15 protein-coding genes are annotated in these 22,284 nt (G+C 67.6%); 6 read left to right on the top strand and 9 right to left on the bottom strand.

The annotated features are described in order from the left end of the window. Positions 1–4: 4 nt before the first annotated feature. Positions 5–463 (bottom strand): SPFH domain-containing protein, encoded by a 459-nt coding sequence (locus tag LF63_RS14130; protein ID WP_043104168.1) that lies wholly within the window; start codon positions 461–463, stop codon positions 5–7. Between the two features lie 288 nt (positions 464–751). On the opposite strand from LF63_RS14130, the gene hemB reads away from it, so the two are divergent. Further along, entirely contained in the window at positions 752–1,747 is a 996-nt protein-coding gene (hemB, locus tag LF63_RS14125; protein WP_043104165.1) for a porphobilinogen synthase, read from the top strand. Between the two features lie 480 nt (positions 1,748–2,227). Here hemB and LF63_RS14120 read toward each other — a convergent pair whose 3' ends face one another. The 4 genes from LF63_RS14120 to LF63_RS14105 are packed head-to-tail and all read right to left on the bottom strand — an operon-like array spanning position 2,228 to position 6,822. Next, positions 2,228–3,814, bottom strand: coding sequence for a PepSY-associated TM helix domain-containing protein (locus LF63_RS14120; RefSeq protein ID WP_043104163.1), 1,587 nt, complete (start codon positions 3,812–3,814; stop codon positions 2,228–2,230). Positions 3,815–3,827: 13 nt separating this feature from the next. Continuing rightward, positions 3,828–4,085 carry a hypothetical protein gene (locus LF63_RS14115; protein WP_043104162.1) on the bottom strand — a complete coding sequence of 86 codons (258 nt, stop codon included), beginning with the start codon at positions 4,083–4,085 and terminating at the stop codon, positions 3,828–3,830. Then, positions 4,082–4,357 (bottom strand): hypothetical protein, encoded by a 276-nt coding sequence (locus tag LF63_RS14110; protein WP_043104160.1) that lies wholly within the window; start codon positions 4,355–4,357, stop codon positions 4,082–4,084. Before LF63_RS14110 ends, LF63_RS14115 begins: the two co-directional genes overlap by 4 nt. Before the next feature lie 2 nt (positions 4,358–4,359). After that, positions 4,360–6,822: a TonB-dependent siderophore receptor gene (locus LF63_RS14105; protein WP_235205381.1), complete on the bottom strand. Its 2,463-nt coding sequence runs from the start codon at positions 6,820–6,822 to the stop codon at positions 4,360–4,362. A 234-nt stretch (positions 6,823–7,056) separates the two neighbouring features. Between LF63_RS14105 and LF63_RS14100 the strand changes: the two genes are divergently transcribed. After that, complete coding sequence (locus LF63_RS14100; RefSeq protein WP_081945287.1) at positions 7,057–8,871, top strand: monovalent cation:proton antiporter-2 (CPA2) family protein; 1,815 nt, start codon at positions 7,057–7,059, stop codon at positions 8,869–8,871. A 14-nt stretch (positions 8,872–8,885) separates the two neighbouring features. On the opposite strand, the gene LF63_RS14095 is transcribed toward LF63_RS14100, so the two are convergent. From LF63_RS14095 to LF63_RS14085, 3 genes are all read right to left on the bottom strand, one after another. Continuing rightward, positions 8,886–10,067, bottom strand: coding sequence for a serine hydrolase domain-containing protein (locus LF63_RS14095; RefSeq protein ID WP_043104157.1), 1,182 nt, complete (start codon positions 10,065–10,067; stop codon positions 8,886–8,888). A gap of 82 nt (positions 10,068–10,149) precedes the next feature. Further along, positions 10,150–13,557, bottom strand: a complete 3,408-nt coding sequence (locus LF63_RS14090) for an ankyrin repeat domain-containing protein (protein WP_043104156.1) — start codon at positions 13,555–13,557, stop codon at positions 10,150–10,152. Between the two features lie 131 nt (positions 13,558–13,688). Beyond that, a complete protein-coding gene (locus LF63_RS14085; RefSeq protein WP_043104496.1) occupies positions 13,689–13,928 on the bottom strand; it encodes a YcgL domain-containing protein in 240 nt (79 codons plus the stop codon). Positions 13,929–14,141: 213 nt separating this feature from the next. On the opposite strand from LF63_RS14085, the gene LF63_RS14080 reads away from it, so the two are divergent. Then, positions 14,142–15,578 carry an OmpP1/FadL family transporter gene (locus LF63_RS14080; RefSeq protein ID WP_052395303.1) on the top strand — a complete coding sequence of 479 codons (1,437 nt, stop codon included), beginning with the start codon at positions 14,142–14,144 and terminating at the stop codon, positions 15,576–15,578. Positions 15,579–15,688: 110 nt separating this feature from the next. On the opposite strand, the gene putA is transcribed toward LF63_RS14080, so the two are convergent. Then, complete coding sequence (putA, locus tag LF63_RS14075; RefSeq protein ID WP_425477074.1) at positions 15,689–18,880, bottom strand: bifunctional proline dehydrogenase/L-glutamate gamma-semialdehyde dehydrogenase PutA; 3,192 nt, start codon at positions 18,878–18,880, stop codon at positions 15,689–15,691. A gap of 249 nt (positions 18,881–19,129) precedes the next feature. Between putA and LF63_RS14070 the strand changes: the two genes are divergently transcribed. From LF63_RS14070 to ctaD, 3 genes are all read left to right on the top strand, one after another. Continuing rightward, the gene (locus LF63_RS14070; RefSeq protein WP_043104155.1) at positions 19,130–19,570 is read left to right on the top strand and encodes a DUF2244 domain-containing protein; all 441 of its coding nucleotides are present in this window, start codon (positions 19,130–19,132) and stop codon (positions 19,568–19,570) included. Positions 19,571–19,720: 150 nt separating this feature from the next. Next, a complete protein-coding gene (coxB, locus tag LF63_RS14065) occupies positions 19,721–20,632 on the top strand; it encodes a cytochrome c oxidase subunit II (RefSeq protein ID WP_043104154.1) in 912 nt (303 codons plus the stop codon). 30 nt (positions 20,633–20,662) lie between these two features. Continuing rightward, a complete protein-coding gene (ctaD, locus tag LF63_RS14060; protein WP_043104153.1) occupies positions 20,663–22,282 on the top strand; it encodes a cytochrome c oxidase subunit I in 1,620 nt (539 codons plus the stop codon). Positions 22,283–22,284 lie beyond the last annotated feature (2 nt).

Below are 22,284 nucleotides of genomic sequence, written 5' to 3'. Positions count from 1 at the left end.
AGTCTCAGGCGCGTCCGTGCAGGCGCGCGCGAGCCACGAACAGGCCGTGTTCGGCCAACGCGGCGTTGAGGCGGTCCTTGAGCGCGGCATTGCGCGCCATGTCGCCTTCGATCGACGCCAGCTGCGGTGCGGCCTGCTGCGCGTGTTCGCGGATGAGCGCTTCGGCGCGTTCGATCACGGCATCGGCGCGTTCCGGTTCCAGCACCTGCCAGTAGACCGTGCCGCGCAGCGCGTCGTCCTCATTGCCGTCGAGCTCCAGCGAACGGCCGACCAGGCTGATGCGGTGAGTGATGTGTTCCAGCACCGGCCAGACCCAGTGCGTGCCGGGCTGGAGCAGCCGCGGCGCAGGCTGGCCGATGCGGCGCAGCGTGTAGACCTGTCCCTCGGGAATGCGCTTGACCGACACGCCCAGCGTCAGCGCGCTGAACACGATCAGGAAAAGCAGGGCGATCGAGGCGGACATGTCAATCAAATCCGTAACTTGAGATCAGTTCTTAGGATGGGACTGTAAATCAGGCTACATCGTCTTGATCTACAGTAGATTAATTTTCTTTTAACAGCAAGCGAATTTCCGTGATTCACGCCTCGAACGATGCATGCCGTTTCGGGCGGCGCGGGGACCGCCTGCGGGCGTTTCGGAGGCGCTTCGCGAGTGTTCTTGTCCGCAGGGCCGCGACGGCCTGCCGCTGGGGACGTTGCGGGAGGGGGCGTACAATGCACGCTCGATCCTTCGCCCCGACCGGATTCCGCCATGACGTTTCCCGCCATCCGCATGCGTCGCATGCGCCGCGACGCTTTTTCACGCGCACTGATGCGCGAGACCGTGTTGACGCCCGCCGACCTGATTCTTCCGGTGTTCGTGCGCGAGGGGCAGGGCGTGCGCGAGCCGGTGCCGTCGATGCCCGGCGTGGAGCGCGTGTCGATCGACGAGCTGGTCGGCATCGGCGAACAGGCGCTGGCGCTGGGCATTCCGGCATTGGCGCCGTTTCCGGTGCCCGACGCGTCGGCCAAGAGCGAGGACGCTGCCGAGGCGTACAACCCCGACGGCCTGATGCAGCGCGCCATCCGCACATTGAAGCAGCGGCTGCCCGAACTGGGCCTGATCTGCGACGTGGCGCTGGACCCGTACACCACGCACGGCCAGGACGGCCTGATCGATGAGGCCGGTTACGTGATGAACGAGCCGACCGTCGAGGTGCTGGTCAAGCAGGCGCTGGCCCAGGCCGAGGCCGGCGCCGACTTCGTCGCGCCGTCGGACATGATGGACGGTCGCATCGGCACCATCCGCGATGCGCTGGAAGACGCTGGCTACATCCACACGCGCATCCTGGCGTATTCGGCCAAGTACGCATCGAGCTTCTATGGACCGTTCCGTGACGCGGTGGGTTCGGCGGCCAGCTTGGGCGGCGGCGGCAAGCACACCTATCAGATGGATGTCGCCAACAGCGACGAGGCCCTGCGCGAGGTCGAACTGGATCTCGCCGAGGGCGCCGACGCGGTGATGGTCAAGCCGGGCCTGCCGTATCTCGACATCGTGCGCCGCGTGAAGGACGCGTTCGGCGCGCCGACGTTCGTCTATCAGGTCAGCGGCGAATACGCGATGTTGCGCGCCGCGTTCGCCAACGGCTGGCTGGACGAGCGCGCCTGTGTGCTGGAGTCGCTGACCGCCATCAAGCGGGCCGGCGCCGACGCCATCCTCACCTACTTCGCGCTCGACGCCGCGCGCTGGCTGCGCGAGGCGAGCTGATCTTTGCGTGTCGTCGGAGCGGCATGCGCTCCGACGGGCCTGGGAAATCCGCTACAGAAACACTTGCTCCGGTCGTACCCAAGGCGTTCCCGCGGGTACGGCCGCGGGCGCCCTGCCCCTTAAGCGTTTCCTTCGGTCGCGCCAAGGGTGCTGCCTTCCGTTGCAGCAAAGGCGTCGCGCCACGGGTACTCCTCCGGGCGCATCACAGGCGATCCTTTCGATCGCTACCATGAGCATCCCCCAGTCCCATCGGTCGTCATTCCTGCGCAAGCGCGAATCCAGTGACTTTCAAGTCGCTGAAGAGCACCGTTCCGACTTCGACTCCGACTCCGACTCCCGCCGGAATGACGACCGCAGGACGTGCCTGCGCTGCGACTGAAGCAAGCGCATGCGGTATGCGTCAAGGAAGGAGACCTGCGTCGGCTTATTCCCCGGAAGACCGTCTGCTGGCGACGATGATCGATGGTTCCTGGCGGTCTCTCATGAGCGGCTTCCGTTCCCTTGGTCGTTCGCGGCCGCCGGCAGCGCCCAGACGCTGTTGGCATCGCCGCGTAGCGCGCGCCGCCCGCTGGCCCGCGCCAGCCATGCAAACCCCGCCGCCAGCAGCAGGCCGGTCAGGTCCACGCCGAACACGACCCCATGCAGTGGCGTCCAGGGTTGTGTCCATGCATGCGCGTTGCGCAGCAGGTCGGTCACGGCGGCGAGCGCGGTGACCAGCGCGGTGGCCCATAGCAGTTCGCACGTCGCGCGCGGCACCTCGCGCAGCGCCGCCCACAGACAAGCCAGGGCGAACGCGCCGTAGGCCGCGATCTGCTGCAGCGCGGTCGTGTCGCCACGGCCATCGGCGAGCGCGACCGCAAGAAATGCCGCGGAGATGCCCAGGCAACTGCCGATGCACACACCGACGGTGGCGCGTGCCATCCACCGGGTGCGCGCCGGCTGGTCCGCATGGCGACGCTTGCGTCGCGATTCGATCCACAGCAGGTTGCCGGAATAGAACAGGAATGCGCCGCCCAGGCCCAGCAGGAAGTACAGCACTTTCACGGTCATGCCGCCGTAGCTGCCGAAATGCAGCGCGAAGATGGCCGAGTACACCAGACCGTTGATGTTGTGTGCATCCGCTACGTGCACGTTCAGCACGCGACCGCTGACGCCGTCCAGCGCGACGGTGCCGTAGGTGCCGACGGTGTGCTGCGACAGTCCGCGCACTTCGACCACGGCGTGACGATCGCCGTAGTGCATGTAGTGCACGTAGTCCGGCCGGAAGCTGCTGGCGCCGTTCGTCAGGGCGGCCTCGCGCGCACGCGCGACCAGCGCAGACAGCGGCTGCATGGGCGCGGCGACGCCGGCGGCCGCGCGCTGTGGCGCGGTGTTGACGACATTCGCGAACTGGCTCGACAGCCGCCCATCGAAAGCCATCGTGTTCAGAGCCAGAAGCACCACCGTGAACAGACACAACACGGCGCCGGTCACCGCGAAAATGATGTGGAACGGCAGGCTCAACAGTCCGATCACATTGTGCGCGTCCTGCCACAAGCGCTTGAGGTTGCGCCCCGGTCGCAATGCGAACAGGTCGCGGACCAGGCTGGGCAGGTGGATGAGGACTCCGGAGACCAGCGCCAGGCCGTACAGCACGCTGACCACGCCCATCAGATACAGCCCGACGACCGGTAGGCCGAGCGAGTCGTGCAGTTCGTAGACGAAGTCGGCGAGGCTCTCCGACGGCAGGTCCGCATGTAGGGTCTGCAGATCGTTGGCGGTGACGAAGCGCGCACCGTCGGCAGAGGGCCAGTAGACGTAGGGTGCCTGCGCCGAACCCGGTGGCGGTAGCACCACGCCGAAGTCGCGACGTGCCGTTGGATGCGCGGCGGCGAAGTTACGCGCCAGGTCGCCCGGGTCGGTATCGGCGGCCGCGGCCGCGCGCCACGGCGGATGCTGCCAGGTGGCGATGGCGTCGTGGAACACGGTCAGCGCACCGGCATAGAAGGCGATGAACAGGAAGAAGCCGGCGGCGACGCCGGTCCAGGTATGCACGGTCTGAAATGTGCGCAGAGTGGATGATTTCATCGGCGTTCTCGACTCAGCTGCCGGCCATGCGCAGTAGCGCGAGTGCGGCGAATGCGGCGAGGTTGCATGCGCCCAGCACGAACCAGGCGCGTCGCGCATGGCGGAACAGGAAGGTGGCGATCATCAGCGCGGTCCACAGCGGAAAAAACAGCAGCAGCGCCGGGATCAGGACGTTCGCGCCGTGCTCGGGCAGCCCTTCGAGCAGCAATGCCAGCAGCGCGCCGGCCAGCGGGAAACCGAGCAGTACGCCGGCCAGGCTGCGCGCGATCATCGACGTCGCTCCTGCGTCGACGGATGCCCCAGCCACCAGCCCACGTAGGGCGCCAGTACCCAGATCAACATGATGCAGGTCATCACGGCGAACAGGCCGGCACCGACCCCTGCCTCGCGGCACCACAGCGCCGCGCCGGCAAGCAACGGCACGAGTGCGGCCGCCTGCGTCCAGCGCGGCCACGCGATACGAAGCCAGTTCTGCCGCGGGCTGCCCAGATAGACGAGCAACGCCGCGGCGACAGTGAGGATCAAGGCCGTCGGCAGGATCATGGTCAGAACCGCCAGGTCACGTTGAGGCTGTAGTGGCGTGGCGCGCCGTAGTAGGCCTGATTCCAGTACAGGCTGGTCAGGTACTTGCGGTTGGTCACGTTGTCGACGTTGAGCGTGGCGCTCCAGCTGGGATCGAAGTCGTAGCGGGCCATCAGGCCGAGCAGGGCGTAGGCACCCTGCCGGGTGACGATCTCGCGGCCCTGCGTGTCCAGCACGCCCTGGTCGCGTGTGATGGCGTCCTGCCAGCGCAGGTTGGCGCCGACCTTGAGGCCACGAAGCGCGGGCACGCGGTAGCTGGTGGACAGGTGCAGCGTGCGGCGCGGCACGTAGGTGCGCACGTTGGTTCCACGGTCGCCGGTGATGCCGAGCTGGGTGTAGCCGGCGCTGATCTCCCAGCCGGGCGTGAGGCGACCGGCGACGTCGAATTCGTAGCCCTTCGACGTGGCATTCACGCCGCGGTAGTAAGTCTGCCCGGTATCGGGGTTGAAGCCGGCGGATTCGGCGGTGTGGTCCTGTCGCGTGCGGAACAGCGCGAAGCTGGCGTTGAGGCGTTCGTCGAACCATGCGCCCTTCAGGCCCGTTTCCAGGTTGCTGCCGGTGATTGGCGGCAACACGCGGTTGTCGAGATCGACTTCGGTCTGCGGGCTGAAGATCTTCGCGTAGCTGGCGTAGGCCGACAGATGCTTGCCGAGGTCGTATACCAGGCCGGCGTAGGGGGTGTTGCGCGTGGCCGTGTAGCGGTGCGGCACGCCGTAGCTTTCGCCGCGGCTGCGGATGCGGGTGACGCTGGCGCCGGTGATCAGCTTCAGCGGGTCGGTCAGGTTCCAGCGCGCGGTCACGTAGGCGCTCTGGCGGCGGATGTCGAAAGCGGCATCGGCACGGTAGGCGTCGAAGACGGGTTTCGGATAGACGCCGTTCCAGTCCTGCAGTGGCGGCAGCGGCGTGCCGACGTCGTTGCCGTACAGCGACTGCTCGGTTTCCTTGTTGCGCGCCGCGTTGGCGCCGAACACCAGCTGGTGCGTGCGGCCGGCCAGGTCGAACGTGCCGGACACGGACAGGTCCGCCGTGTCCTGGCGATTGACGTCGGTGTAGTGCGAGGGATAGCTGAGCAGGCCCAGGCCGGTGGTTCGGTCGGGGGTACCGTAGATGTAGAACAGGTCGCTGCGGCTGCTGAAGCGGCGGTGGTTGAGCTCGAACTTCAGTATCCAGCCATGGGCGAAATCATGTTCGAGTTGCGCGAACGTGCGAACGTCGTCGCTGTTCCAGTAGGCCCAGTCGGTGGCGGTGCTGGTGGCGCGGTCGAAGTCGGTGGCGCTGCCGTCCGTGTAGTACAGCGGCAGCGCGCCCCACATCACGCCCTTGGGTCGGTTGCGCTGATCGGTCAGGCCGGCGCTGAGCAAGGTGCTCTCGCCGACGTCGGCTTCGACGATGCCGGAGATCACCTGCTTGTGCAGCGAGTAGCGGTCCAGGTAGCTGTCGCCGTCCTGGTCGGCGGCGATCAGGCGGCCGCGCACGCTGGCCGAGTCGTTCAGCGGACCGGACAGGTCCAGGTCCAGGCGGCGCGTGTCCCAGCTGCTCACGGTGAGGCCGGCGCTGCCCTGGAATTCGGCGGTCGGCCGTTTGCGCACGAAGTTGATGGTGGCCGAGGGATTGCCGGTGAACGACAGTAGGCCGTTGGCGCCGCGCAGGACTTCGATGTGGTCGTACACGGCGGTATCCATGTCGCCCCACTGCGCGCCGTTGGTGAACGGCATGCCGAGGCCGTCGACCAGGAAGTTGGTGACGTCGAAGCCGCGGGCGCTGTAGTAGGTGCGGTCGGTCTCGACCTGCTCGACGTTGATGCCGGTGGTGTTCGCCAGCACCGAGCGCACGTCGTCCAGGCCGAAGTCGTCCATCTGTGTGCGGGTGATCACGCTGACCGACTCCGGTGTCTGGCGCAGCGTCAGCGGCAGGCGCGTGGCGGTAGTTTCGGCGGCGGTGGTGTACGAGCCGGTGCCTTCGGTGGACAGGTTGTCGACGCTCGCCGTGGTCACCACGCTGGCGAGTGGGGTGATGTCCCGGGTGTCGACCAGACGAAATCGCGACGGACCGACGTGCTCGGCCTGCCAGCCGGAGCCGGCCAGCAGGCGGCGCAGCGCTTCATCGGCGCGGAAATCGCCGTGCAGGTCGGCGCTGTGCGCGGACGCGGGAATGTGTTCGATGCCGTCCAGCTGCAATCCGCTCTGCTGCGCCAGTTGCCGTAGCGCGGTGCGCAGGGAACCGGCGGCTACCGCATAGCCGCGCACGGCGACGGAAGTGGGTGGCGCGCCGGCATGCTGCATAGCCGAGGATGCCGCGCAGACGGGTGCGGCGCCGAGCAGTGCGGTGACGATCGCGATCGCCAGAACGGGCGTGCGACCGCATCGCGGTGGGTTTGCGGGAAGTCGGGTGGGCGTGGCGAAGCGCCCGGTGATCGAGATAGGCATGAGCAATCCAGGGAAGGGGCAAGACGGTGTTGTGTTCGATGCGCGGGCTGCGGCGAAGGCATCAATGATTGAATAGTAATCATTCTCATTAATAATTACAAAAGGCCGTGACGATTCGCCTCATGCGCCGATGCGCGTGTCCGCCATACGTGTCTGCGGGAGGGACAGTGCCGCGGTTCCTGACGTACTCTGGACGCACGCGATGTGCGTGACGGGTCGAACCAAGGGAAGCAAGTGCATACCGAACACATGCTGCAGATGGCCGTGGTGTTCCTGCTCGCGACGGTGTTGGCGGTACCGCTGGCGAAACGCTTTCGCCTGGCGGCCGTGCTGGGGTTCCTGCTCGCGGGCGTGGTGATCGGTCCGCATGCGCTGGGGCTGGTCGGCGACACAGGGCGCGTGGCGCAGGTCTCGGAACTCGGCGTGGTGTTGATGCTGTTCGTGATCGGCCTGGAACTGTCGCCGTCACGGCTCAAGGTGATGCGGCATGCGGTGTTCGGCACCGGCCTGATGCAGGTGCTTGTGTGCGGCGTGGCGCTGCTGGCGGTGGCGTACTACGGCTTCGGACTGCCGCTGCGTGCGGCGATCGTGGTGGGCGCGGCGTTGGCGTTGTCGTCGACGGCGTTCGGTCTGCAAATCCTGGCCGAGCGCAAGGAGGCCGGGCTGGCCTACGGGCGGCAGGCCTTCGCGGTGCTGCTGTTCCAGGATCTGGCGGCGATTCCGCTGATCGCCGCGGTGCCGCTGCTGGGTACGGGGAGCGCGACCGAAGGGCCGCTATGGCTCGGCGCCTTGCGCGTGATCGGCACCATCGCCGTGGTGATGGTCGGCGGCCGTTACCTGTTGCGACCGCTGTTCCGCATCGTCGCGCGCACGCGCATGCAGGAGGTCTCGACGGCGACGGCGCTGCTGGTGGTGATGGGCACGGCGTGGGTGATGGAGCTGGCCGGCGCATCGGCGACGCTGGGCGCGTTCCTGGCCGGCGTGCTGCTGGCCGATTCGGAATACCGGCACGAGCTGGAATCGCACATCGAGCCGTTCAAGGGCCTGCTGCTGGGCCTGTTCTTCATCAGCGTGGGCATGTCGCTGGACCTGTCGCTGATACGCCAGGCGCCGTGGATAGTGGCCTGCCTGGTGCTCGGGCTGCTGTTGGTGAAGGGGGTGCTGCTGTGGCCGATCGGGCGCTGGTCCGGGCAACTCGGCGGCGCCGATGCGCTGCGCATGGCGGTACTGCTTTCCAGTGGTGGCGAATTCGCCTTCGTGGTGCTGAATCTGGCGCTGGGTCAGCACTTGCTGGAACCGCGCCAGCGCGATCTGCTGGTGCTGGCGGTGAGTCTGTCGATGGCGCTGATGCCGCTGCTGGTGACGGGGCTGGCGCGCGTGCTGCGTGAACGCGAAGCGCCGCAGAAGCGCGAGTACGACCATATCGACACCGACGCGCCGCGCGTCATCATCGCCGGCTTCGGTCGTGTCGGACAGATCGTGGCACGCGTGCTGCGCGCGCAGCACATTCCGTTCGTGGCGCTGGAGGCGTCGGTCGATCAGGTCGATCTGGTGCGGCGCTTCGGCGGCACCTCGATCTTCTTCGGCGATCCGGCGCGCCCGGACCTGCTGCGCGCGGCGCAGGCCGACAAGGCCGAGGTGTTCGTACTGGCCACCGACGATCCGCAGGCCAACCTGCGCACCGCGCGCGTGGTCAAGCGGCAGTTTCCGCATCTGAAGATCGTCGCCCGCGCGCGCAATCGCCAGCATGCGTTCCGGCTGATGGACCTCAGCATCGACGAGCCGGTGCGCGAAACCTTCTATTCCAGCCTGAAGATGACGCGGCACGTGCTGGAGGCGCTCGGCGCATCGCAGGACAGCGCCGAGGCGCAGGTTGACCGCTTCCGCGAGCACGACGAAGCGCTGCTGAAGACGCAGTACCTGGTCTACGACGACGAGACCGCGCTGATGCAGTCCTCGCGCGAAGCGCTGGCCGATCTCGAACGCATCTTCGAGGCCGACAGCCAGCGGCGCGGATCAGGGGGCGGGATCGAAGGCGAGAACGCCTGACGAAGCCCTGAGGCTCAGGTCGCCAGCTTCGGCAGGAGTTGCTTTGAGACCGTCTGGCGCAGCGCGTGGAACGGCATGTGCGGACCCATGTCGCCGTTGCACAGGATCGCCGTGCTCAGGCCGACGTCGAGCCAGGTTTCCAGGCAGACGGCGAAACCGTTGATGAAACCGTAGTGCATGACGCTGCGGTGTCCGTGCAGCGGTGGCGGAAGCAGCAGGCCCATGCCGTACTGGACCGGCCCGTAGGCCGCGTCGTCGGCGGGCAGGAAACGGTGGCTTCCGCTCAGGCGACCGTCACGCAGACGGCCCGGTGTCGTCATCAGGTCGGTGTGACGCGCGTCGAACAGGCGGTGGGTGAACAGCGCGTGATGCCAGCGGCAAAGGTCGCTGGCGGTCGAGCGCATCGCGCCGGCGCCGCCGGCCTGGGCGATATCGATGAACGCGGCATGGTCGAAATGCGTGCGGGCATCCGGCTGCGGCGAGTAGCCGCTGACGCGGCCGGGAACCACGTCCTGCACGCGGTCGAAGGCGGTCGCATGCAATCCCAGCGGCGTGAAGATCATCGTGCGCGCGGCATCGGCCAGAGACATGCCGGTGATCTTTTCGACCACGGCGCCGAGCACGATGTAGTTCGTGTTGCTGTAGCGCCACGCGGTGCCGGGCGCGAAATCGAAGAGCTTCTTCTGCTGACTGATCTGTCGGGCGATATCGATCTGCGTGATCGGCGTCGCCGTCGCGCCGTCGACGGAATCACCGTCGTCCTCGTGCAGGCCGGCGGTGTGATGCAGCAGCTCGCGCAGCGTGAATCGGGGGGATTTGCGGAAGAACGGCAGCAAGTTGGCCGCGTCGGCATCGAGCGAAACGCGGCCTTGCGCAGCCAGCTTCACGATCAGGGCGGCCGTGAATTGCTTGCTCAGCGAGCCGATCCGGAACACGCTGTCGCCATCGACGGGGGTGGCGGTTTCCAGGTTGGCCTGGCCGGCGTTGCGTGCATGAAGGGTGCGGCCATGATGGGCGATATGGACCGCGATGCCGGGACAGGCGTAGGCAGCGAGAGACGCGCGGATGCCGGCGTCGAGCGCGGCGGCGATGTCCGGGTCGGCGGTGGAGGCCGGGTGCGCGAAGGTGCGCGGCAGTGCGGTCGTGGTCGCCAGCAGGGCGCCGGCGCCGATGAAGTGACGACGGGTGAGTGGCATGCCGGCGATTCCTGTCCAGGGAGCGATGCGCGACGCTAGCACGCCTGCGCGCCAGGGGGGAGCCGCAGGCGCTGGACGAGATTCAGTCGGCGGCGGGCTGGCGCAGGGTCTGCTGCACGCCGGGGACGGAGTGGCCGCGCGTCTCCAGTTCCACGGCGACGTCGATGTAGCCCAGCGTGCGCGCCAGTTCGGCCGGCGTGCGTCCGAGTTCGTCGACGGCGTCGCGGGCGGCGCCACGGGTCAGCAGCACGCGTGCCGGCGCGATCAGCATGTGCATGGCGCAGGCGTGCAGCGGCGTGACGCCACGCTGGTCAGCGTGGCGCGGATCGGCGCCGGCGTCCAGCAGCACCGGCAGCAGGGCGCCGATGTGGGTGCTGTCGCACGCCGCGCCGGGCTTGGCGTGTGCGCCGAGCAGCAGCAGCAGCGGTGTGCGGCCATCCTGGTCGGCGTGATTGACGTCCGCGCCGCGCTTGAGCAGCACGTCGAGCAGGCGACGGGCGCGCAGGCTGTCGCGACCGGCGAAGCACAGCTGCGCCGCGGGGTGTAGCACGCTGCGCCCGTAGACGTCATGCACGTGCACGTCGGCGCCCGCGCTTAGCATCTGCTCGGCGATGTCGACGTGGCCGCGCGCCACGGCCAGCATCAGCGCGGTGGTTTTTCCGGGCAGCGGCTGGTCGATCTGCGCGCCGCTTTCGATCAGAAGCGCGACCATGTCGCTGCGACCGGCGTTGGCGGCGGCGGCCAGTGCGGTGACGCCGGAGCGTGCGCTCAGGCCGAGGTCGGCGCCGTGTTCGATCAGCAGGCGCGCGGTTTCGGTGTGGCCCATGCCGGCGGCGCGCAACAGGGCGCTGGCGCCCTGGCTGTCGCGGCTGTCGACGGCGAAACCGAGGTCGAGCAGCTTGCAGACCGCTTCGTTGTCGCCGCTGGCAGCGGCGGATGGTAGGTCGTGCGGGCGCAGCGCGCGGCGGGGCAGCGGCCAGCGTTCGTCCCAGCGCAGCCAGCGCACCAGCTCCGGGTCGGCGCGGTCGAATACGCTGCCCAGCGGAGTTTCGTTGTTGGCGGCAGGCGCTTCGGGGTCGGCGCCGGCGCGGATCAGCGCGCGAATCTGCGGCAACGGATCGGCGTGTTCGAGCGCCACGTGCAGCGGCGTGCGGCCCGCGGCGTCCTGTGCGTTCGGATCGCAGCCGCGATCGAGCAGCGCCTGCAGCAGCACGCTGTGGCCGCCAGCGGCCGCCAGATGCACGGGCGTGATGCGGTCGCGGTGCGCGGCGAAGGGATCGCCGCCGGCATCGAGCATGCGCAGCGCCAAGCGTTCGCATCGTGCATCGCCGTTGTCGCGGTCGAGCGCGCGCGCGATGCCTCCCGCACCGGCGCAGCTGGCGCCGGCGTCGAGCAGGTCGTGTACGGCGTCGGCACTGGCGGGAAGCGCGTCGAGCAGGGCGTCGAACAGCGAGCGGCCGTGCTCGGCCGGCGCGTGCGGCGACAGCCCGTGTTCGAGCAGCCAGCGGCGCGCGGGCGTCAGCGCGTCGTCGGCCAGACGCAGGTAGATCTGCGCCAGGTCGCGTTGTGGCCAGTCGCGCACGCGGCGAGCGAAGGTGGAGGCAATGGCCCAGTGGCCGAAGCGCAGCGCGTCGGCGAGATGCTCCGGCGTGTCCGCGCCGGCTTCCGGTTCGGCGCCGATGTCCAGATTGGCCGGCAGCGGCGTCTGCGGGTCCATCAGCGCGACCAGATCCCAGCGGCCGGTGGCGGCGGCGTGGTCCAGCGCGCTGCGCTCGTCGTTGCCGATGGCGCGCGGGTCGGCGCCGAGGTCGATCAGCGCGCGCACGATGTCGGCCTGGGCGCGCGGCGACTGGCAGGCCAGCATCAGCGCGTCGCGGCCGTGCTTGTCGCGCAGATCGGTACGCGCGCCAGCGGCGGCCAGCACGTTGACCACGCCCAGCGCGCCGGCGCGCGAGGCTTCCATCAGCGCGCTGGTCTGGTGGTGGTCGATGGCGTCGATCTTGGCGCCCGCGCCGACCAGCGCGCGGGCGATGTCGGCGTGTCCCTCGAGCGCCGCGGCCATCAGCGGCGTGCGGCCGATCGCGTTGGCTGCATGCACGGAGGCCTTGTGCCGGAGCAGCAGGCGTACACCCTCGGGATCGTCCTCGGCGATGCCGGCGGCGGCGAGCAGGGCCGGTTCGCCGCTGTCCAGCGCGGGCTTGGCGCCGTGTTCGAGCAGGAACTGCACCAGCGGCCAATTGGCCGCGCGGCAGGCCGTCGCGAGCGGGGTGAGACCGTTGCGATTGAGGACGTTCGGATCGGCTTCGGCGTCGATCAGCATGGCCGCGACGGTCGGTTTCGCGCTCAGTGCCGCGCCGTGCAGGGGCGTGTTGCCTTCGGCGTCGGTCGCGTTCGGGTCGGCGCCGTTGGCGAGCAGGGTCATCACCGCTTCGGCGCGCCCGTGGTAGCTGTCGCGCGTGGCCGCCAGCAGCGGATTCAGGCCCGCCTGCATGCGGTTGACGTCCGCGCCGTGCGCGATCATCGCGCGCAACAGACGGGTTTCGGGCAGCAGCGCGGCGAGGATCAGCGCCGAGCGCTGGTCGCGGTCGGCCGGGTGCGCGGCGATGTTGGCGTCGGCGCCGGCTTCCAGCAGCGCCATCGCGCGGTCGATGCGGCCGGCGCGAACGGCTTCGAGCAGGTCTTCGTCGCTTGCGCCCGTTACGGTGTCCGGCGAACTCGCGGCGGGCGCCTCATCGAGTTCGCGGCTTCGTTCCCGGTCCGGCTCCGGTTCCGAGGCGGCGCTCCCTCCGGGGCGCTGTCCTTCGTAGAGCAGGGCGCGCAGCGTGCGGTTGGTGACGACCAGACAGCACAGCGGCAGCAACAGGAAACCGTACAGCAGCACGCCGGCGGTACGCAGTTCGTCGGGCACCACGCCCACCAGCACGCTCAGCGCCAGCGCACCGAACGCGGCCATCAGGGTGCACAGCGACACCGGCAGGAAATGGCTGAAGAAGCGCTCCTCGCCGGACAGGTGGCGTGCGAAGTGCAGGCTGCGCGACAGCGCGGTGCGGATCTGCGATCCCTGCGGGTTGCCGCCGGCAAAGGCGTCGTCCCACAGGAAAGCGAGTCCGAACGCGGGCCACATCCGCCACAGCAGCGCGGCGCCGAGCGCCAGCGCGATCGACAGCACGATGACGCTGGATAGCGACGGCGACTGCGTCATCAGCACCAGCGGCCAGGCGATCAGCAGCAGCACCAGCGCGGTGTAGGCGGTGAACAGGATCAGGTGCGCCACGCCGCGGCGCAGCATGGTGCGCGTGAACGACGGTTCGGGGTCGAAGCCGATGGCGTGGCACATGGCGCCCAGCATCAGCGTGTTGGCGAGCAGCAGGGGAATCAGCGCGACGGGCGAAGCGACGACGACGGCGACGGCGATCATGGCCAGGGCGGGCAGGAACCAGACCAGCATGGTCTGCAGCGATGAGCGGCGGCGCGGTTTGGTCGGCGGCATGGTCTGGCGTGGCGTCCGAAGTCGAGGCGAGGGTGCGGCTTGCGCGCCACGATACTACGCGCATCGGCCATGCGCCCGAAACCTTCGCGGGCGATTCGCGCCGATCGCGGGCGGTTGGCGTCAGCGGGCGTTCAGGCCTTTTCGCCGGGCGGCAGCTGCAGATGCCAGCCCTGTTCGAGCAGATGGCTCAGCACCTGCTCGGTGTCCTGGTGCGGCAGCCTGCGCGCGCTGTCGAGTTCGACTTCCAGCACGAAGCGCAATTCGCCGAGGACCTGCCGCAAGGCTTCGGGCAGCGTCTCCAGCAGCGCCGGATCGCGCAGCCAAAGGTAGGTTTCGCTCTTGCGGCGGCTAGCGTAGACGTGACAGTGCATGCTGTTTCGGGCGTGGCGCGGGCCGCTCAGCATACGCGCTCCCGAAGCGAGCGTCAGCGCAGGCCGCCGGGGCTGTACCGGCGGGCACTTGCATTCGCGTCCGGCAATCGTCAAAGTTTCGCGACAGACTTCAAACGTCTGTATGAATGGAGGAGGGGTCCGTCCCGCGGGCCGCAGATTCGAATGGCGTCCAAACGTCAGGAGTAGGTGGAAATGTCTATCAAAAAATCGTTCGTGAAAGCTGCCCGTCCCGCGGCATTCGCCGCGCTTGCGGTAGCCGTGGTCGCGGCGTTGGGGACGCCGCAGACGGCTCACGCCAGTGCGTTCCAGCTCAAGGAAAACAGCGCCAAGGCGCTTGGCCGCTCGTTCGCCGGTTCGGCCACGGCGGGTGGCGATGCTTCGGTCGTCGTCAACAACCCGGCCGCGATGACGATGCTTACCGGCACCGTGTTCCAGGCCGACGTCACGGCCATCAATTTCAGCACCAAGTTCAGCGGCACGGGCACCGACGCCTTCGGTCGTCCGCTCGGCGGCGGCAACGGTGGCGACGGCGGCACCACGATTCCGGTGCCGGCGTTCTTCCTGTCCACGCAGGTCAACGACCGCACGCATATAGGCATCGCCTTCAGTGCGCCGTTCGGCTTCAAGACCAACTACAACCCGGGCTGGGTCGGCCGCTATCACGGGCTGAAGTCCGACTTCCAGTCGCTCGACGCCACGCTGTCGGCGTCCTATGACCTGACCGACAACTTCAGCATCGGCGCCAGCGTCATCGCGCAGCACACCAAGGCGGAGCTGACTTCGGCGATCAACTACAACGGCGTGGCCGCGGGTCTGATCCAGCAGGCCGTCGCCGGTGGCGTGCTGCCTGCGGCTGCCGCGCCGACGTACCTGTCGACCATCAACACCGTGGTGCCGCCCGGCAGCGACGGCGAAGCCCGCATCAAGGGCGACGACTGGGGCTACGGCTGGCAGGTGGGCGCGTTCTGGAAGCTGACCGACAGCGACCGCCTGGCGCTGGACTATCACTCCAAGATCTCGCACACGCTGGAAGGCAACGCGCGCTTCACCATGCCCAGCAACGTCTCGGCGCTGCTCGGCAGCCCGATGGTGGCGCCGCTGCTGGCGGGCGCCGGCGGCGTGCCGTTCACCAACACCACGGGCACTGCGCCGTTCACCACGCCGGCCTTCGTCAACCTGAGTTACTGGCATCAGGCCCAGAAGTACGGCTTCGGCGCTGACGCGACCTGGACCAAGTGGAGCGTCTTCAAGGAGCTTCGCGTGAACTACGCCAACCCGGCGCAGCCGGCTTCGGTGGAGACCTTCGACTGGGAGAACACCCTGTTCGTCTCGGTCGGCGGCGAGTACTACGTCAACGACAAGCTGACGCTGCGCGGCGGCGTGGCCGTCGACGGTACGCCCACGTCGCAGGCACACCGCGATCCGCGCGTGCCGGACGGTACGCGTCGCTGGGTCAGCGTCGGCCTGGGCTACAAGCCCACGCAGAAGCTGGACCTGAACGTCGGTTACGCGCACATCTTCGTCAGCGATGCGCACGTCAACAACCTGAGCCCGACGGGCGACCGTCTGGTCGGCAACTTCAGCGACAAGGGCAACCTGCTGGCGTTCTCGGCGGCCTATCACTTCTGATCGGTCGCGACGGCCCGCCGCATGCGGCGGGTCGGCCGCAAAACAGAAAAGCCCCCGCAGCGATGCGGGGGCTTTTCGTTGGGTGGCGTCGCGGCGTGCCGCGATGCGCGTCAGTCGCCCAGCATCATCAGGCTGGCGTTGCCGCCGGCTGCCGTGGTGTTGACGGTCAGCACGCGCTCGGTGGCGAAACGCAGCATGTAGTGCGGGCCGCCGGCCTTGAAGCCGGTGCCGGACAGGCCCTCGCCGCCGAACGGCTGCACGCCGACCACCGCGCCGACCTGGTTGCGGTTGGCGTAGCAGTTGCCCACGCGCGCGTGCTTCTGCACATAGGCGATGGTGTCGTCGATGCGGCTGTGGATGCCCAGCGTGAGGCCGTAGCCGGTGGCGTTGATCTGCGCCAGCACCTTGTCCAGTTCGCCGGACTTCCAGCGCACGACGTGCAGGATCGGGCCGAATTCCTCGCGTTCGAGCATGTCCAGCGACGGAATCTCGAAGGCGTGCGGCGCCAGGAAGGTGCCGTGACCGGTGACGGTCTCGTCCAGGCGCGCCTTGCGGATCAGCTTGGCCTCGCGGTTCATGCGGTCGATGTGTTTTTGCAGACCGTCCAGCGCCTCGTGGTCGATGACCGGGCCGACGTCGGTCGACAGCAGGCCGGGGTCGCCGACCTTCAGTTCGTCGATGGCGCCGGCCAGCATCTCGATCACGCGGTCGGCGACGTCTTCCTGGATGAACAGGATGCGCGCGGCCGAGCAGCGCTGTCCGGCCGAGCCGAAGGCCGAGGCCATGACGTCCTTGACCAGCTGCTCGGGCAGCGCCGAGGAGTCGGCGATCATCGCATTCTGGCCGCCGGTCTCGGCGATCAGCGTGGCGATCGGGCCCTTGCGGGCGGCCAGGGTCTTGTTGATCGCCCAGGCGGTCTCGGTGGAGCCGGTGAAGGCCACGCCGGCGATGCGCGGGTCCTTGGTCAGCGTCGCACCGACGCTGGCGCCGTCGCCCGGAATGAACTGCAGCACCTTCTCCGGAACGCCGGCTTCGTGCAGCAGTTTCACGGCCGCATAGCCGATCAGCGAAGTCTGTTCGGCAGGCTTGGCGACGACGGCGTTGCCGGACAGTACCGCGGCCATGACCTCGCCCATGAAGATCGCCAGCGGGAAGTTCCACGGGCTGATGCACACGAACACGCCGCGGCCGTTGAGGAACAGGCGGTTGGTCTCGCCGGTCGGGCTGGGCATGTCTTCGGGCTGGCCGAACAGCTTGCGCGTCATGCCGGCGTAGTAACGGCAGAAGTCGGCGGCCTCGCGCACTTCGGCGATGGCGTCCGGCAGGGTCTTGCCGGCCTCGCGCACGCACATGGCGACGAACTCGCCGCGCTTGGCTTCGATCATTTCGGCGGCGCGCTCGGCGATCTGCGCGCGCTGCTCGGCCGGCACGCGGTCCCAGTCCGGCTGCGCGGCGACGGCGTTGCCGATGGCGGTATCGACGACGCTCTCGTCGCCGCCGATCCACTCACCGACCACGCGGCGGTGGTCGGCCGGATCGGTGACCTTCACCGTCTCCTTGCCGATCTTCGCGCCCGGCACCAGCGGTGCGGCCTTCCACGGCCCCTTGTGCGCGTTGATTTCCTCGGCCAGCTGCCGGATGTCGTCTTCGTTGGAGAAATTCACGCCCATGGAGTTCTTTCGCTGTTCACCGTAGATATCGACCGGCATCGGAATGCGCGGATGGTTGAAGGTCTTGAAGCCGCGCACGGTCTCGCACGGGTCGGCGACCAGGTCGTCGATGCTGACGTCCTCGTCGAAGATGCGGTTGACGAACGAGGTGTTGGCGCCGTTTTCGAGCAGGCGGCGCACCAGATACGGCAGCAGGTCCTCGTGGCTGCCGACCGGCGCGTACACGCGGCACGGCACGTCGAGCTTGTTCTTGCCGATCACTTCCGCGTACAGATCCTCGCCCATGCCGTGCAGGCGCTGGAATTCGTACGGTCGTCCCTTGGCGATGTGATGCACGTAGGCGATCGTGTGCGCGTTGTGCGTGGCGAACTGCGGATAGATCAGGTCCGCGCCGACGTCCAGCAGGCGCTTGGCGCAGGCCAGATAGGCGACGTCGGTATTCGGCTTGCGGGTGTAGACCGGGTAGCCGCGGAAGCCCTGTTCCTGGGCGCGCTTGATTTCGGTGTCCCAGTAGGCGCCCTTGACCAGGCGCACGAACCAGCGGCGCTGGTGACGGCGGGCCATGTCGGCCAGCCAGTCGATCACCATCGGCGCGCGCTTCTGGTAGGCCTGCACGGCCATGCCCAGACCGTTCCAGCCTTCCAGCGAGGGATGCGTGAACACGGCGGCGGCGACGTCCAGGGACAGTTCCAGGCGGTCGGCTTCCTCGGCGTCGATGGTCAGGGCGATGCCCTGTTGCTTGGCCATCTGCGCCAGTTCCAGCAGTTTCACCGTGAGCTCTTCGAGTACGCGCTCGCGCTTGCTGTGTTCGTAGCGCGGGTGCAGCGCGGATAGCTTGACCGAGATCGACGGACCTTCGATCAGGTTGCCGGCGTCCGGGTCCTTGCCCAGGGCGACGATGGCGTCGCGGTAGGCTTGCTGGTAACGCTCGGCGTCCGGCTGGGTCAGCGCGGCTTCGCCGAGCATGTCGAACGAATAGCGGTAGGGGCGGTTGGCCTTTTTGTCGGCGCGCTCGACGGCTTCGCCGATGCGCCGGCCCATCACGAACTGCTTGCCCATGATGCGCATGGCCTGATGCACGGCGGCGCGGATCATCGGTTCGCCGGCGCGGCCGGCCAGGCGGCGCATCGCGCCGCGCACGTCGCTGCGGGTGTCTTCGGCCATCTGCACCAGGCGGCCAGTCAGCATCAGGCCCCAGGTGGAGGCGTTGACCAGCACCGAGTGGCTGCCGCCGATGTGTCGCTGCCAGTCCGCGTCGCCGAGCTTGTCGCGGATCAGCATGTCGATGGTGTCGGTGTCGGGAATGCGCAGCAGCGCCTCGGCCACGCACATCAGCAGCACGCCTTCCTCGCTGGACAGGTCGTACTGGCGCATGAAGGCCTCGATGGCATCCTGCTCGTCGGCGCCGTCGCGCACGCGCTCGACCAGGTCGGTGGCACGCTGGATGATCTGGGCGCGCTCGGCCTCGGGCAGCTCCGCTTCGGCCAGCAGGGCCTGGACGGCTTCGGACTCGTCGCGCAGCCAGGCGGCGGTGATGCGCTCGCGCGTCGGGTCGCCGGCGTCGACGAGTTCGGGACTGAGAATCTGGGCGTTCACGTGCGTGCGCTGACCTTTACAAAATGAAGGGCGAATTGCGCGATTGTATGCCCCGTACAGGTGGCATCCAACCTATTTCTGCACCCCCATTCAGCTCATGCGTGCATGCGCTCCGAGAGCGGGCCTGGATGCTGAACGAGCACGCTGTCCGCTGCGTCAATATGCCGCGTGCGGCAAACAGTCTTGCCCCTCTGCGGGGGGCACACTATCCTTGGACGGATAGGGGCAGGCCATGAATGCATGATTGTCCTTGAGTCAACTGCCGGGGATGCGGGCCACGTGACGATGTGGCTGCGTCCGAACCGTTCGCTCAGCCGTCGCGGTCTGCGGCGACTGTGCGCGGCACTGGCGGCGGTCACGGTGGCGATCGCGACCCTTGGCGCACGCGCGGGCAATGTGTACGCCCCGCTGTTCGCGCTGGTCGAGTCGGCTGCAGTGGCCTACGCCTTGTCGCTGGCCTGGCATGCCGGCGATCGCAGCGAGCGCATCACCATCGATGCGCGCTCGCTGCAGGTGGAATGCCTGCCCGGGCATCGCCGCGCGACGTTCCAGTCCTACTGGGTACGCGTCCGCATGCGGCAAGCCGGCAACAGGCAGCGGCTCGTGCTCACTTCGCACGGAGGCGAGGTGGAAGTCGGGGCGTTCCTGGGAGAAGAGGAGCGTGCCGATGCAATGCAGCGTTTGCGAAGGCTGCTGGCGCAATACACCGCGCCGCAGCGGAAGTAGGAAACAATCGGCGATTCGGTGACCGGGCCGCGTAGGGGATTGCATTGCGGCTGCCGGATTCCATGCGGACCGTCTGCGAAGCAGATGCAGACGGATCGCCGGGACGCTCACCGTCTGGTCTGGCGGACATTCAATTTCAGGGTGCAAGACATGAAATTTGGCGGCATTCGAGGACGGGCGACCACCTGGTTGGTGGCGGCGAGCGCGCTGCTCAGCGGCTCGGCATGGGCCAATCCCCATCCGTGGCAGCTCAACCTGACCAAGGGCGTGACCCAGACCTCCAAGGAGGTGTGGGACCTGAACATGGCTTCGTTCCTGGTCTGCGTGGTGATCGGCATCATCGTGTTCGGCGCCATGATCATCGCCATGATCCGCTTCCGTAAGTCCAAGGGCGCGGTCGCCGAGAAGTGGTCGCACAGCACCAAGCTGGAGCTGGTCTGGACCATCGTCCCGGTGCTGATCCTGATCGGCCTGGCCTGGCCGGCGACCAAGATCCTGGTGCGCACCACCGACACCGCCGACGCTAAGATGACCGTCAAGGTCACCGGCTACCAGTGGAAGTGGCGTTACGACTACGTCGACTACGACGGCAAGACCGTGAAGAAGGTCGGCTTCATGTCGCGTCTGGACAAGAAGAGCGACGCCACGCGTCAGCTCGACTCCGGTCTGGACCCGAACAAGGTCGTCGACGCCAACGGCACCAACGATTACCTGCTCAACGTCGACCACCCCCTGGTGGTGCCGGTGGGCGTGAAGATCCGCTTCCTGATCACCGGCGGCGACGTCATCCATTCGTGGTGGGTGCCGGATCTGGGCTGGAAGATGGACGCCATCCCGGGCATCGTCAACGCCGCCTGGACCAAGATCAGCAAGCCCGGTATCTACCGGGGCCAGTGCGCCGAGTTGTGCGGTCAGGACCACGGCTTCATGCCGATCGTGGTCAAGGCCGTGCCGCAGGCGCAGTTCGAGCAGTGGCTGGCCGCTCAGGAGAGCGCCGCGCAGCTCGACAAGGCCGCGCGCACCGCGCAGGCCACCCCCACGCCCGGCGACAGCCAGGGTTAACCGGACCACTTTAGGCAGAGGTAGAAGGTCATGGCGCACGCAGCCACCCAGGACCACCACGACGATCACCACGAGGCTCCGAAGAGCTTCTTCCGTCGCTGGTTCATGTCCACCAACCACAAGGACATCGGTACCCTGTACCTGATATTCGCCCTGCTGATGTTCTTCATCGGCGGTTCGATGGCGATGCTGATCCGCGCCGAGTTGTTCGAGCCCGGTCTGCAGCTGGTGCAGCCGTACTTCTTCAACGAGCTGACCACCATGCACGCGCTGGTGATGATCTTCGGCGCGATCATGCCGGCCTTCGTCGGTCTGGGTAACTGGATGATCCCGCTGATGGTGGGCGCCCCCGACATGGCGCTGCCGCGCATGAACAACATGTCGTTCTGGCTGCTGCCGTTCGCCTTCACCATCCTGCTGTCGTCGTTCTTCCTGCCGGGTGGTGCGCCCGCCGGCGGCTGGACGATGTATCCGCCGCTGTCGATCCAGGGCGGCGACTCTATCGCCTTCCTGATCTTCTTCGTGCACGTGTCGGGCATCAGCTCGATCATGGGCGCGATCAACATCATCGCCACCATCCTCAACATGCGCGCGCCGGGCATGGATCTGCTGAAGATGCCGATCTTCGTCTGGACCTGGCTGATCACGGCGTTCCTGCTGATCGCGGTGATGCCGGTGCTGGCGGGCGCGGTGACCATGCTGCTGACCGACAAGTACTTCGGCACCAGCTTCTTCAACGCGGCCGGCGGCGGCGACCCGGTGCTGTTCCAGCATGTGTTCTGGTTCTTCGGGCACCCCGAGGTCTACATCATGATCCTGCCGGCGTTCGGCATCATCTCGGAGATCATCCCGACCTTCAGCCGCAAGCCGCTGTTCGGCTACAAGGCGATGGTGTACGCCACCGCGTCGATCGCGTTCCTGTCGTTCATCGTGTGGGCGCATCACATGTTCGCGGTCGGCCTGCCGCTGGGCGCCGAGCTGTTCTTCATGTACGCGACCATGCTGATCGCGGTGCCGACGGGCGTGAAGGTGTTCAACTGGGTCACCACGATGTGGAAGGGCTCGCTGACCTTCGAGACCCCGATGCTGTTCGCCGTGGCCTTCGTCATCCTGTTCACCATCGGCGGTTTCAGCGGCATCATGCTGGCGCTGGTGCCGGCCGACTTCCAGTATCAGGACACCTACTTCGTGGTGGCGCACTTCCACTACGTGCTGGTGACCGGTGCGGCGTTCTCGATCATGGCGGCGGTGTACTACTGGCTGCCGAAGTGGTCGGGCAACATGTATTCCGAGCGCTGGGGCAAGATCCACTTCTGGCTGAGCGTGATCTCGGTCAACGTGCTGTTCTTCCCGCAGCACTTCCTGGGTCTGGCCGGTATGCCGCGCCGCGTGCCCGACTACAACGTGGCCTTCGCCGACTTCAACATGATCAGCTCGATCGGCGGCTTCGTGTTCGGCGCCACCCAGCTGATCTTCGTCGGCGTCATCATCCACTGCGTGTTCTTCGCCAAGAAGAAGGCCACGGACCGCGTGTGGGAAGGCTCCAAGGGTCTGGAGTGGACGGTGCCTTCGCCGGCGCCGCATCACACCTTCTCGGTGCCGCCGGTGATCGACGACAGCCAGCTGGCGCACGGCGACGTGGGGCACTGAGC

The sequence above is a fragment of the Oleiagrimonas soli genome, assembly GCF_000761445.1.
GTDB lineage: Bacteria > Pseudomonadota > Gammaproteobacteria > Xanthomonadales > Rhodanobacteraceae > Oleiagrimonas > Oleiagrimonas soli.
This window is presented reverse-complemented; position numbering and strand designations above follow the sequence as displayed.